The 13,480-nt window shown below is 60.8% G+C and carries 12 protein-coding genes; 4 read left to right on the forward strand and 8 right to left on the reverse strand.

Annotation, left to right across the window (positions count from 1 at the left end; all coding sequences use genetic code 11):
• Positions 1-270: 270 nt before the first annotated feature.
• Positions 271-678 (reverse strand): DUF6789 family protein, encoded by a 408-nt coding sequence (locus H035_RS22815; RefSeq protein WP_084684995.1) that lies wholly within the window; start codon positions 676-678, stop codon positions 271-273.
• Positions 679-892: 214 nt separating this feature from the next.
• Between H035_RS22815 and H035_RS0115700 the strand changes: the two genes are divergently transcribed.
• Positions 893-1,468 carry a carboxymuconolactone decarboxylase family protein gene (locus H035_RS0115700; RefSeq protein WP_022949914.1) on the forward strand — a complete coding sequence of 192 codons (576 nt, stop codon included), beginning with the start codon at positions 893-895 and terminating at the stop codon, positions 1,466-1,468.
• Positions 1,469-1,499: 31 nt separating this feature from the next.
• Here the strand turns inward: H035_RS0115700 and H035_RS20235 are convergent, their stop codons facing one another.
• Both H035_RS20235 and H035_RS0115710 read right to left on the reverse strand, forming a co-directional pair.
• Entirely contained in the window at positions 1,500-1,838 is a 339-nt protein-coding gene (locus tag H035_RS20235) for a cupredoxin domain-containing protein (RefSeq protein ID WP_022949915.1), read from the reverse strand.
• Positions 1,839-2,101: 263 nt separating this feature from the next.
• Positions 2,102-2,533, reverse strand: coding sequence for a hypothetical protein (locus H035_RS0115710; protein ID WP_022949916.1), 432 nt, complete (start codon positions 2,531-2,533; stop codon positions 2,102-2,104).
• A gap of 56 nt (positions 2,534-2,589) precedes the next feature.
• Here H035_RS0115710 and H035_RS21865 point away from each other — a divergent pair, with 56 nt between their 5' ends.
• Positions 2,590-2,934, forward strand: coding sequence for an HAD family hydrolase (locus H035_RS21865; protein WP_152486086.1), 345 nt, complete (start codon positions 2,590-2,592; stop codon positions 2,932-2,934).
• Here the strand turns inward: H035_RS21865 and H035_RS0115720 are convergent.
• On the reverse strand, positions 2,855-3,562 hold the full coding sequence (locus tag H035_RS0115720) for a ZIP family metal transporter (RefSeq protein ID WP_022949918.1): 708 nt from the start codon (positions 3,560-3,562) through the stop codon (positions 2,855-2,857). The genes H035_RS21865 and H035_RS0115720 overlap by 80 nt on opposite strands.
• A 132-nt stretch (positions 3,563-3,694) precedes the next feature.
• Between H035_RS0115720 and H035_RS0115725 the strand changes: the two genes are divergently transcribed.
• Both H035_RS0115725 and H035_RS0115730 read left to right on the forward strand, forming a co-directional pair.
• The gene (locus H035_RS0115725; protein ID WP_022949919.1) at positions 3,695-5,125 is read left to right on the forward strand and encodes an aldehyde dehydrogenase family protein; all 1,431 of its coding nucleotides are present in this window, start codon (positions 3,695-3,697) and stop codon (positions 5,123-5,125) included.
• Positions 5,126-5,346: 221 nt separating this feature from the next.
• A complete protein-coding gene (locus tag H035_RS0115730; protein ID WP_200861598.1) occupies positions 5,347-6,978 on the forward strand; it encodes an NAD-dependent malic enzyme in 1,632 nt (543 codons plus the stop codon).
• A gap of 4 nt (positions 6,979-6,982) precedes the next feature.
• Here H035_RS0115730 and H035_RS0115735 read toward each other — a convergent pair whose 3' ends face one another.
• The 4 genes from H035_RS0115735 to H035_RS0115750 form a co-directional block, all read right to left on the reverse strand.
• On the reverse strand, positions 6,983-7,675 hold the full coding sequence (locus H035_RS0115735) for a glutathione binding-like protein (protein ID WP_022949921.1): 693 nt from the start codon (positions 7,673-7,675) through the stop codon (positions 6,983-6,985).
• 19 nt (positions 7,676-7,694) lie between these two features.
• Positions 7,695-9,386 carry an acetolactate synthase large subunit gene (locus H035_RS0115740; protein WP_022949922.1) on the reverse strand — a complete coding sequence of 564 codons (1,692 nt, stop codon included), beginning with the start codon at positions 9,384-9,386 and terminating at the stop codon, positions 7,695-7,697.
• Positions 9,387-9,635: 249 nt separating this feature from the next.
• Complete coding sequence (locus H035_RS0115745; RefSeq protein ID WP_022949923.1) at positions 9,636-11,282, reverse strand: FMN-binding glutamate synthase family protein; 1,647 nt, start codon at positions 11,280-11,282, stop codon at positions 9,636-9,638.
• A 6-nt stretch (positions 11,283-11,288) separates the two neighbouring features.
• A complete protein-coding gene (locus H035_RS0115750; protein WP_022949924.1) occupies positions 11,289-13,439 on the reverse strand; it encodes an FAD-dependent oxidoreductase in 2,151 nt (716 codons plus the stop codon).
• Positions 13,440-13,480 lie beyond the last annotated feature (41 nt).

The raw sequence follows: 13,480 nt of genomic DNA on the forward strand, positions 1-13,480 counted from the left end.
GAGGCAACCGGTAACCGGACATTCGGCGAACGACGGTTTCACCTCAGCCTTCCGACCGCAACGGCGAACGCCACCGGCGCGGTGACCGCCTTCGCCGATTTGATGAAACAGGCTTCCGTTCAACTTCGAGCCTGGCTGATGAAGATATCATCAGAACGCTCGAGCGTTCCATCGGCTCGATCCGAAATGGCCAGTGGTAGCCGTGATGGCCGTGAAAACCGTAATGGCCATAAAAACCGCGATCTCGGTAATATGCCACGAAAAGAGAAATCAAAACTTGCCATAGGTCCATCCCAATACACCACCGAAGATGACATGCAGCATAAACGTAGCGACGGGGGCCATCATGCCCATGGCGACGGCGAAAAGCCCTGCGCCCATCATCGGCATGAGCATGCTCATCATCACCAGCCAGCCGATGATGCCGAGGATGATGCCTTGAACGACCGAGGGTCCCGGCAATTTGCCATGGAGAAAGGCGAAAACCAAACCATATCCCATGCCGACCATGAAATGGGCCATCCATCCGAGCGCCTTGATGCCGCCCATCATGCCAGCCAGCATAGCGATCACATCCAGTTGGGGCATCATCCCCATGGCGCTTTTCATCATCATGAGCAGAGAGAGAACCACCGTTGCTACCAGTCCGGCAATGATTCCGCGAGCGATGTTATTCATGATTGAGCTCCTTTAGTTCGAGAGATTCAAAATAATTCACGAATATATGTCGCCCACATCGCTCCCACCTTACCTGGAAAAATGGATTTGAATACCTCATGCCGAGCGGGATCACCGGATTCAAGAAAAAGCGTTTTCTATGTAAGGATTGCTCATCCGCCTCGACCCATTGGATGAATCAATCTAATTTTTAACCCAATTGATGGAGAGTCCCATGACCAGCGAATACCGCTTGACCCTGCTCCCGAAAACCCTCGACAACGTAGATCCGACGGCCAAGGCCGTGCTGGAAAAAGCCAAGGCGCAAGTGGGATTCATTCCCAACATGTACAGCTACATGGTCAACTCGCCGGGATTATTGGAAACTTATCTGGACGGTTACGCCCGCTTTCGACGGGATTCGGGCTTCACGCCCGCCGAGCAGGAGGTGGTCTTCCTCATCCTCAGCCGCGCCAACGGATGCGAGTATTGCATGGGGGCCCACAGCATGATCGCCGACCAAATGTCCGAGGTGCCGCCGGAAGTGACCGCCGCCATTCGCGAGGGCGACCCCATTCCCGATCCGAAGCTGGCCGCGCTCAGCGCCTTCACTCATGTGATGTGGGAAACCCGCGGCCTTCCCTCCAAGGCCGCGGTTCAGGATTTTCTCGACGCCGGCTATGGAGAGCGTCATGTGCTCGAGATCATCCTAGCCCTGGCGGTCAAAACGATCAGCAACTACGCCAACCACCTCTTTCACACCCCGCTTGACGGCATGTTTGCCGACTACGCCTGGAAAAAACGGGGCTAGGGCCCGGCTTCCGCCGCGGGCAGGGTCGGGATCATGGCCTGACCACGATCGTTCCGACCATGCCCGCCCCTTCGTGGGGAATGCAGAAATAGCGGTAAGTACCGGCAGTCGTGAAGGTGTGGCGATACGTCCCGTCGACTTCCAGGTTGCCTGAGTCGAACGGCGCGGCGCCTTCGGGAAGCGCCGCGCTTTCGGGGCGGGCCGCCTTTTCCGGATCCGCCGTGACCGTATGCACCAGCACCGAAGCGTTCCGCCATTCCACCGTCGTCCCGACGGGAACGGTCAGTTTTTCCGGGACGAACTTCAAGGTATTGGTCATCTCCACGACCACCGCCCCGCTTTCCGCCTGGAGGCCTCCGGCCGCGAACATCCATCCGGCGAAGGCCGCCGCCAGGAACCCTTGAAAACCGGAAAAACCGCATCGAGCCCCGCCGCAACCCCGCGAAGAACGCGGCTCGAGCGGTCAACAGAAGCGGTATCGTTTTGGTTAGCCATCGATGATCTCCTCTCGGCCAAATTGAATCGATTGAAATTAACCATCCCCTCGATGGTTATAAATTAGGTCGCGCCGCTCCGCTCAACCTTACGCTTTCTCTCGTGTGTCTTCGCGACCCGGGTTTCGCCGGGCCCCCATCAATCGCGCTCCCGCTTCGACGGGATCCGCCACAAAGTATCCAGATCGCGCAACGTGTAAAGCGCAAAGCAGGCTCCCAGCATGGGCCAGGCGGCAAAGAACAGAAGATTCGAACCTTCGAAGGGCTGCAGGTATTGCCGATAAGAGGAAAGGGTCGAGACCCCGTGCAGCAAAAACACGGCACCGTAGATCCAGCGCGGGGCCGCCCCCAGAACGAATCCGATCAACAGTCCTATCTCGGCCACCGCCACGATGTAGATCATCGCCTCCCCGAAGCCGCCCAATCCATAAAAATGCTCGAAAATCGAGGCCGCATGCCCGGGGCGGACGAATTTATCCAGCGTCCACATGAGCATGACCAGAAATACGCTGATTCGAAGAACGAAAAGGGCTCGCGCCACACGGCGCCAATCGTGGGTGATCGTGTTCATATAGGCTCCTTGATAGAGTAGGTGAAGAAAAAATCCGGGAATAGCCGTTCCACTGAATGCTCGATTTCGCCGACACGACCATGTTAAACCCTTACGCCCCTGCCATCGGAAGACCGAAAGCCCTGTTTTTCGACGTCAACGAAACCTTGCTGGATCTGAACCCGCTGACCGAATCCGTCGCCCGGGTGCTCGACGGTCGCCGGGATTTGGCGGTTCTCTGGTTCACCAGCCTCCTGCACCATTCATTGGTCGCCACGGTGGGAAATCATTACCGGGATTTCGGCCAAATCGGCGTGGCCACCTTGCTAATGGTGAAGGCGGTCAATGAACCATCATGGTTCCCACCATCCCCAACAGGAAGCCGGATACGGCGCCGAGGGCGGGGAAGTCCCGGTGCTTGAGATGGGCGCCGGGGGCGATATCGTCGAAAATCAGGTAAATGATGCCGCCGCTGCAGAAAAGCATCAACAGCCCCAGGCTGCCGCTCTCGTTCGAAGGCCAGGCGTACCCCAACCAGGCGGAAAGCGGGCCCGCCAAGGGAGCGAGCAGGAAAATCAGCCACAGCCGGCCTTTGGAAAGCCCGCCGGCGTGCATTTCGTGGAACGAGGCGAATCCCTCGGGAAGATTTTGCAGCGCGATCAAGCCCGCAAGCAGATAGCCCGTGTTCGACTCCCCCGCCGAAGCCGCACCGAGGGCGATGGCCTCGGGGATGTAATCCAGCAGCATCCCGATGAATTGGGAAGCCGTCCCGCCTCTGCCTTTCACCCAGCGGTTGATCCCCCAAAAAATCAGACCGCCCAGAAAAAAAGACCACGCCGCCGAAAGGGTCGACGCGTCCTTCATGCCGTGGGGAATCAGCACGAGGGCGATGGCGGCGAGCAGCGCCCCGCCCCCGAAATACGCCACGAAACTGTCGATCTCCCGTTGCCGGCAGAACGACCTCAGCCTCAAATGGGACGAGGCCAGGGCGCCCAGCGGGATGCTCAATCCGGCCATCAGCGCCAAAAGCAGACTCGAAGACAGTGTCATAAGAAAACCTGCGTGCTCGATCCAAAAGCCCTTATTCCGAATCAGTCTTCATTTTTCCGTAAGCCTTACCGGATTGATTCGACTCATCTGGCAAGCGAGCATTTATATCGTCATCGAAAGGAGCATTATTCCATGCACTATTCGATCAAAGTACCGGATGCCCCATCCGCCGGGAACCTGCGCGTTTTCTCGCCCTTCGAAAATCGTCCCGTGGGCAGCGTGGAAACCGTCGATGCGGTAGGGGTGGAGCAGGCCCTGGAAAACAGCACTGCGCTTTATCGAGACCGGACCGGCTGGCTGCCGGCGGGCGAGCGCGCCGCGATTCTGGAACGCACCGCGGCGTTGATGACCGAGCGCGCCGAGCAACTGATCGCCGTGGCGATCGCCGAAGGGGGCAAGCCCTATCAGGATACGCGGGCGGAACTGCGGCGCGCCATCGACGGAATCCACAATTGCCGCGAATGCATCCGCTCCGGGCACGGCAGTGAAATCCCCATGCAGATCAACGATGCTTCCATGCACCGGCTGGCCTTCACCCACCGCGAGCCCATCGGCCCGGTGGTGGCGGTGAGCGCCTTCAATCATCCGCTCAATCTGATCGTCCATCAAGTGGGGCCGGCGATCGCCGCCGGCTGTCCGGTGATCGTCAAGCCCGCCGAAAAGACCCCGCTATCAGCGTTCGCGCTGGTGGAATTGCTGCGTGAGGCGGGGCTTCCGGAAGCCTGGTGCCAACCGCTGATGCCCGAAAAGCTCTCCATCGCCGAAGCCCTGGTCACCGACGCCCGGGTGGCTTTTTTCAGCTTTATCGGCAGCAGCAAAGTGGGGTGGCACCTGCGTTCCAAGCTCGCCCGGGGCACCCGCTGCGCCCTGGAGCATGGCGGCGCGGCGCCGGTGGTGGCGGCTGAAGACGCCGATCTCGACGCCATGCTGCCGCTTTTGACCAAGGGCGGCTTTTATCACGCCGGACAGGTGTGCGTCTCGGTCCAGCGGGTTTACGCCCATCGATCGATCGCCCGGGAACTGGCGGAAAAATTGGCCCGGTCGGCCGACGCCCTGAAAGTGGGTGATCCGACCGATCTGGATACCGAAGTGGGCCCTTTGATCCGCCGCGAGGAAGTCGACCGGGTCGACAAGTGGGTCAACGAGGCTGTGACCGAAGGCGCGGAATTGCTGGCGGGAGGCGAGCGCCTTTCGGAGGCGTGCTACCGGCCTACGGTCCTGTTCAATCCGGCCGATTCCAGCAAGGTCAGCCGCCTGGAAATCTTCGGCCCGGTGGTCTGCGTCTACGAATATGACGAGATCGACGAGGCGATCGCCCGCGCCAACGCCCTGCCCTACGCTTTTCAGGCCGCGGTGATGACCGGTAGCCTCGATACCGCAATGCACGCGTTCAAGCATTTGCAGGCTTCGGCGGTGATGATCAACGACCATACCGCCTTCCGCGTCGATTGGATGCCCTTTGCCGGCCTCAAGGAATCCGGTTACGGCACCGGCGGCATTCCCTATACCTATCGCGAGATGCAAATCGAAAAAATGGCGGTCATTCGGTCCCCTCAGCTCTAAACTCGACTTTCCCCCTTGGCAATACAATGAAACAAGCACTGACAAGACATGCGAGAGTTTTTTACAAAAGCGCCCTCTCCCGCTGGCGGGAGAGGGATGGGGTGAGGGTGGTTTAAATCACAAAATGCCTTTTATTTCAATTAGATCCACCCTCATCCTAACCTTCTCCCTCCAAGAGGGAGAAGGGACCCTACTCCGAAGCGAGTCAATGTAAGGAGTCTATGATGAAAAGCCCCGAACCGCCTCCCGGGCTGACGGGAATGGCCCTGCTCGGCAACCCCAAATACAACAAATCGACCGCCTTCACCGCCGCCGAACGCGATCGCTACCGGCTGCGCGGCCTACTTCCCGCCGCGGTCAGCACCCAGTCCATGCAAATCAGGCGGGTGCTGGAGAATCTCCGGCGCAAGGCCTACGACATCGAACGCTATGTGTTTTTGATGGCGCTCCACGGCCGCAACGAGCGGTTGTTTTACCGCCTTCTGATCGAGCATACCGACGAGATCCTGCCCCTCGTCTACACACCCACCGTGGGCCAGGCGTGCCTGGAGTTCGCCCATATCTTCCGCCAGCCGCGCGGATTTTACCTCACCCCCGAAGATCGCGGGCGGATCGCCGAAATCCTGGAAAACTGGCCGCATCGGGACGTGCGCCTGATCGTGGTGACCGACGGCGAGCGTATCCTGGGCTTGGGCGATCTGGGCGCCAACGGGATGGGAATCCCCATCGGCAAGCTGGCGCTCTATTCGGCTTTCGCCGGAATCGAGCCCGAACACTGCCTGCCGGTGATGCTCGACGTGGGCACCGACAACCGGGAACTTCGCGACGATCCCCTGTATCTGGGCATCGAGCGGCCCCGCCTCCGGGGTGAGGCCTATGTTTCATTGGTGGACGAGTTCGTCGCCGCCGTGCAAAAACGCTATCCCCGGGCTTTGATTCAGTTCGAGGATTTTCTCACCCCCAACGCCTGCCTGCTGCTGAACCGCTACCGGGAGCGGGTGTTGTGCTTCAACGACGACATCCAGGGCACGGCGGCCGTCGCCCTGGCCGGGGTCCTGGCCTACTGCCGTCTGGCGGGCCAAGCATTGAAGGATCTCAGGGTCCTGTTTCTGGGGGCCGGCTCGGCCGCTACCGGGATTGCCGACCTGTTCCAGACGGCCTTGCTGGAGGCGGGCCTGACACGCGAGGAAGCCCGCCGCAGGCTCTGGTTCGTGGACATCCACGGCCTTCTGGTCAAAGACCGCGACGATCTGTTGCCCCACAATCTGCCCTACGCCCACGACGCGCCCCGCCTCGATTTCATCGAGGCGATCGGGTTCGTCCGGCCCCACGCCCTGATCGGCGCGACGGGAGCGCCCGGCACCTTTACCCGGCAGACCATCCAAACCCTCGCCTCCATCCACCGGCGACCTTTGGTTTTCGCCCTGTCCAACCCCACCTCGCGCGCCGAATGCACCGCCGAGGAGGCGTATCGCTGGAGCGAAGGTCGGGCGGTTTTCGCCGGCGGCAGTCCCTTCCCTCCGGTAACCCTCGGCGGACAGACGTTCCATCCGGCCCAGGCCAACAACGCCCATATCTTCCCCGGCATCGGCCTGGGCGCGCTCGCAGCCCACGCCCGCCGCATCAGCGAGGGGATGTTCCTTCAGGCGGCCCGGGCCCTGGCGGCCCAAGTCACCGACAAGGACCTGAACTGCGGCGCCTTGTTTCCTCCCTTGTCCGAAATCCGGCGGGCGTCGCTGCCCATCGCGGTCGCGGTGGCCGACCAAGCCTGGAAGGAAAATCTGGCCCGGGGCGACCGCCCCGACGGTTTGGAAGAGACCATCCAGTCGATGCGCTACAATCCGTGGTATTGACAGTCTACGGCCTGCGGCGATACTGGCGGACACCGAACAAATTCTCCCGAGCACGCCGGTCGAAAGCAAGGGTCTTGTCCGACAAAACCTTGAGCCCCCGCTTAACGGCGTGCCGTTCGGCGATCTCCGCATACCAGCGCAGGACGTTGGGATATTCGGTAATATCCACGCCCTGGGATTTTGAACTGCGAAGCCAGGGAAAGACGGCGATGTCGGCGATGGTGTACTCGTTGCCAGCGAGATAATGGCTCTCTCCCAGGCGCCGGTCGAGGACGCTGTAGAGCCGGTTTGCCTCGTTGGTGTAGCGCTCAATGGCATAGGGAATGGGTTCGGGGGCGTAGCGGCGGAAGTGATGGGCCTGGCCGAGCATGGGGCCGATGCTTCCCATCTGGAACATCAGCCACTCGAGGACCGCATAGCGGACGCGCGACTCCTGCGGATAAAACGCGTTCGCCTTTTCCGCCAGGTAGATCAGAATGGCGCCCGATTCGAACAGGCTGATCGGCCTTCCACCCGGACCGTCGGAATCGACGAGGGCGGGGATCTTGTTGTTGGGGCTGATGGCCAGAAACTCGGGATCGAACTGCTCTCCCGCGCCGATGTCCACCGGATGACCCCGATAGTCAAGACCGGTCTCTTCCAGCAGGATATGCACCTTGTGGCCGTTCGGCGTCGGCCAACTGTATATTTCGATCATAAGCAGTGAACGTTTTCGATTAAATCAACCGACTTTGCTCGTGGATCTCGTGGTTGAGAACCCGATCGTTGTCGCTGTAATCCACCGGCACCTCCACCAAATGCACCCCCGGCGTCTCGAAGCATCGATCGACCACGGGAATCAATTCTCCGGCGGCGGCGAGGCGATGACCTTGGGCGCCGTAGCTCCGGGCATATTGGACAAAATCGGGATTGCCGTAATCGAGACCGAAATCGGCAAAGCCCATGTTGGCCTGTTTCCACTTGATCATGCCATAGGCGTTGTCGCGCAGGACCAAAACCACCAGATCCAATCCGAGCCTGACAGCGGTCTCCAGTTCCTGGGAATTCATCATGAAGCCGCCGTCGCCGCAGATCGCCATCACCCGCCGCTGCGGATAAACGATTTTGGCGGCGATCGCCGAAGGCAGGCCCGCCCCCATGCTGGCCAGAGCGTTATCCAACAGAACGGTATTGGGCTGGCACGCCGGGTAGTTGCGCGCGAACCAGATCTTGTAGATGCCGTTGTCGAGGGTGATGACGCCGTCTCCGGGCATGACTTTGCGCACGTCGGCCACCAGGCGTTGGGGATAAACCGGGAAGCGGTCGTCGTCGGCGTCCTCGAGAATATGGGCTTCCAGGCGCGCCTTGACCGTCATGAAACGATCGAAATCCCAATGCGCCTGAAAGGCGACGGCGGCGGTCAGCCGTTCGATGCTGTCGGCGATGTCGCCGATCACCCCTTGCTGGGGGTGATAGATGGGATCGATGGCGGCGGTCACGTAGTTGACGTGGATCACCCGGGCCGACCCCGCGCGCGCCGCCCCCGCGATGTCCGGGTCGGCCGGTTCCACGGGGGGCCGGTCGCCCATGATGAAGGGCGGCTTTTCCACCACGTCGTGGCCCACGTTGATGATCAAATCCGCCGCCTCGATGGCGCGATGCAGAAAATCGCCGCTGGAAAGCGCCGCGGTCCCCAGGAACAGGGGATGGGTCTCGTCGATCACGCCTTTCCCCATTTGGGTGCTGAAAAAGGGAATGCCGGTCCGGTCGATGAAGTTTCTCAACACCCGACAGGTATGCCGGCGATTGGCGCCGGCCCCGATCAGCAGCAGGGGACAGCGCGCCGATTGGATCATCGCCGTCGCCTCCGCCAGGGACCGTTCGCTGGCTCTGGGATTTTCGAATCGGCTGCGGCCGATGATCGCCGCATCGGTGGTCTCGCGCGCGATGTCCTCGGGCAGTTCCAGATGCACCGCCCCGGGACGCTCGTCCTCGGCGCGGCGGAACGCCTCGCGCACCTGGGAAGGGATGTGACCGCCGCTGCTAAGCTGACGGGTGTATTTGGTCAGGGGTTGCATCATGTCCACCACGTCGACGATCTGGAAGGCCCCCTGCTTGCTCGCCTTGATGGGCTTCTGTCCGGTGATCATCAGCATCGGCATGGCGCCGAGCTGGGCGTAGGCGGCCGCGGTGACCAGATTGGTCGCCCCCGGTCCCAGGGTGGCGAGGCACACCCCGGTCCGTCCGGTCAGCCGCCCGTAGGTCGCCGCCATGAAACCGGCGGCTTGCTCGTGCCGCGTCAGAACGAGCCGGATCGACGAATCCTTGAGCGAGTCGAGCAGATCGAGATTCTCCTCGCCCGGGATGCCGAAGAGATATTCGACCCCTTCGGCCTCCAGCGCCTGGACGAATAAATCGGATGCTTTCATTGAAAACCTCTTGGAGAGTTCAGACGCTGTTTCAAAAAATGCTGTTATCTCCCTCCCCCGCTGGCGGGAGAGGGATGGGGTGAGGGTGGAATCCATTAGGCAAATACCTTTATTTCGATCCACCCTCATCCTAACCTTCTCCCGCCAGCGGGAGAAGGGACTCTACTTGTTGAGATGGGTTAATAGAGATCGATGAGAGCGGACACATAGGTCCGCCCCTACAGTCGACATATCCTTGTACGCACCGTTTCATTTACAGCCGGCATGTGCCACCGGTACCTTTTCCTCGCCGACCTGGGTCAGATGGCGGCGGGGGCGGAAGCTTCCGGCCGTGGCCTCTGCCACATCGAGCGCGAACGCCGGGGGAATATCGTCCGATTGGAGACAATTTTCCTTGATATGGGGAAATATCTGATCGTAGCGCAAAATCTCGTGCTGACTGACTCGCCGGTGGATATGGGTCCGGTTGAGATCCGAAGTATGCCGGAGTCCGGCCGAAGTAATAAGGTCGGCGGTAGCGTGCATGGTTTTGGCATGATACTGGGCCACGCGCCGGGCTTTGTCCGCGACCACCAACCCGCGGTAAAGCCGGGGATCCTGGGTGGCGACGCCGGTGGGGCAGCGGTTGCTGTTGCAGGTCAGGGAATGCACGCAGCCCAGGGCGAGCATCATCCCGCGGGCGCTGTTGCACAAATCCGCCCCCAAGGCCAGATTCTTGACCAGGTGGAAACCGGTCAGAACCTTGCCCGAGGCGATGACGCGGATATGCGAACGCAGGCCATATCCGTGAAGACTGTCGGCGACGAAAGCCAGGGCTTCGCGCAGCGGCATGCCGACGGAATTGGTGTATTCCAGCGGCGCCGCGCCGGTACCGCCCTCGCCTCCGTCGACGGTGATGAAATCGGGATGGATTCCGGTCTCCACCATCGCCTTGCAGATGGCGATGAACTCGCTGCGGCGCCCAATGGCCAGCTTGAATCCCACCGGCTTGCCGCCGGAAAGCTCGCGCAGCCTTTGGATGAACCGGACCAGGCCCAAGGGCGTATCGAAGGCGCGATGGGTGGGCGGAGAATTGACTTGGGTGCCCACGGGGACCCCGCGGATGGCGGCGATTTCCGGGGTGTTTTTATCCGCCGGCAAGATGCCGCCGTGCCCCGGTTTGGCGCCCTGGGAGAGTTTGATCTCGATCATCTTGACCGATTCCAAGGCGGCCTTGTCCCGAAAGGTGTCCGGGCAAAAATCGCCTTTCGTGTCGCGGCAGCCGAAGTAGGCGGTGCCGATCTGCCAGATCAGATCGCCGCCGTGTTCCAAATGGTAGGGGCTGAGTCCGCCTTCGCCGGTGTTGTGGGCGAAACCGCCCATTTTCGCCCCTTGATTCAGGGCGAGCACGGCATTGGGACTGAGGGAGCCGAAACTCATCGCGGAGATATTGAGAATACTGGCCAGATAAGGCTTTCGGCAATCGCGCCCACCCACCTGAATACGCAAATCGCAAGCCATCTCCTCCACGTCGACCGCGGCCAGGGAATGGCCGATCCACTCGTAACCGACGCGGGAAGTATCTACGCGGGTCCCGTAAGGCACCGTCTCCAGCGCGTTCTTGGCGCGCTGATAAACGATGCTGCGAAACATCCGGTTGATCGGTGCCCCGGCGGTATCGGATTCGACGAAGTACTGCTGGACGAAAGGACGCAGGTCTTCCATCAGCCAGCGGAAACGGCCGATGAGGGGAAAATTGCGACGGATGGAATGACGGGCTTGAAACAGGTCATACACGCCAACCAGGATCAACGGAACCACCGCCAGCAGGGACCACCACGCCGGCGGCCAAAACCAGGCGATCGCCGCGATCGCCCCCAAGAGAATCAACGAGATGACGATAAATGGTCTACGCATGCCTTTTTAACTACCCCGTCTCCAAGTATGGTACCGTTCCACCCACCCCAACAGCCTCTCCGGGACATGGTTACGCTTCCACTCGCCGGCGGCATATTTGTTGGCCTCGGCCAGGGTGGGATAGATGTGGATGGTGCCCAAAATCTTGTTGAGCCCCAACCCGTGCTTCATGGCCAGAACGAACTCGGCGATCAGATCGCCGGCGTGCTCGCCAACAAGGGTCACCCCCAGAATCTTGTCCTTGCCTGGCGGCGTGAGCACCTTGACGAAACCATGGGCCTCGCCCTCGGCGATGGCGCGGTCGAGATCGTCGATGCCGTAGACGGTCACTTCATGGGGAACGCCTTGTTCGCGGGCTTCCTGTTCGTTGAGACCGACCCTAGCCACTTCGGGATCGGTGAAGGTGGCCCAGGGGATCACCGAATAGTCGGCGCGGAATTTCTTGAAATCCCCGAACAGGGCGTTGACCGCCGCGTACCAGGCCTGATGGGCGGCGGTGTGGGTAAACTGGAAGGGGCCGGCCACGTCGCCGCAGGCGTAAATATTGGGATAGAGGGTTTGCAGGAAGGCGTCGGTTTCCACGGTCCGGGAAGGCGCGGTGGGAATGCCCAGTTCCTCCAAGCCATACCCTTGGGTGTTGGCGATGCGGCCGACGGCCACGATCACTTGATCGAAGGGAATTCGAACTGCTTGTCCTTGATGGTCGGCAATCAGGATTTTTTCGCCGTTTTCCATTTGGAAACGCTGGACCGTGTGTTCCAATTTGAGATCGATCCCTTCTTGGCGGAAGCGTGCCATCACCGCCTCGGCCGCTTCCGGGTCTTCGCGGCCCAAAAGACGCGATTGCATTTCCACCTGGGTCACCCGGCTGCCCAAGCGGGCGAAGGCTTGGGTCAGTTCGCAACCGATGGGGCCGCCGCCGAGCACCACCAGGCGCTCGGGCAACTCGCGCAAATCCCAGAGGGTGTCGGAGGTCAGATAGCCGACCTCCTCGAGCCCCGGAATCGGCGGCACGAAGGGACGGGCGCCGGCGGCGATCACAATGCTTCGGGTGGTGAGGGTACGCTCGCCCTCTGCCGTTTTGACGCCCACCTCCCAAGGGGAAAGAATTTTCGCCTCGCCCTCGATGACATCGACCCCCAGGTCCGTGTAACGTGCCACCGAATCGTGGGGTTCCACCGTCTTGATCACCCCTTGCACCCGGGCCATCACTTCGGCGAAATCGAAGTCGGCATGCGCTTCGCGGATGCCCCACTCGGGCGCCCGGTCGATTTGCGACAGCAGCTTGGCGGAGCGAATCAGCGCCTTGGACGGCACGCAGCCGGTGTTGAGACAGTCGCCGCCCATGCGGTGCTTTTCGACCAGGGTCACTTTCGCCTTCACCGCTGCGGCGATGTAGGCGGTGACCAGACCGGCGGAGCCGGCGCCGATGACCACCAGATTACGGTCGAATTGTTTCGGCTTCGGCCATTGCGCGTAAACCTTCCTGGATTGGACGAAATCGACGATTTTCTTGGCGATCAGGGGAAACAACCCCAGGAGGGCGAAAGAACCCAATACCGCGGGCGACAGAATGCCCGAGAGCGAATCGATCCGGGCCAACTGAGTCCCGGCATTCACGTAAACCAAAGTGCCGGGAAGCATCCCCACCTGGCTCACCCAATAGAAAGTGAGCGCCGGCATCGCGGTCAAGCCCATGGCCAGATTGATGACGAAAAAGGGAAACACCGGCACCAGCCGCAGGGTGAACAGATAAAAAGGCCCGTCGCGTTCGACGCCCCGGTCGATGGCCCGGAGCCGCCGGTTGAAACGGTTTCTCACCGTGTCCCGAAACAGGAAGCGCGCCGCCAGAAACGCCAGGGTGGCGCCGATAGTGGAAGCGAAGGAGACGATCACCGTGCCCCACAGCAATCCGAACACCGCGCCGCCGGCCAGGGTCAACACCGCCGCGCCGGGGAGGGAAAGGCCGGTGACCGTCACGTAAATCAAACCGTAGAGGGTCGCCGAGAGAACGGGATGGGCAGCGCGATAATTTTCGATGACCGCTTGTTGGGCCTTGAGGGCGTCCAGGGTCAGATAACGCTGGAGATCGAAAGCGAAAAAAGCGCCGATGAGCCCGAGGACAATTAACACCAGCAGAATTCGAGAACGAGTCATTATAAGTTTCCCATTGATAAGATCAGAATGAAAAGGAGGAA

The sequence above is a fragment of the Methylohalobius crimeensis 10Ki genome (assembly GCF_000421465.1).
In the GTDB taxonomy this organism is placed as follows: domain Bacteria; phylum Pseudomonadota; class Gammaproteobacteria; order Methylococcales; family Methylothermaceae; genus Methylohalobius; species Methylohalobius crimeensis.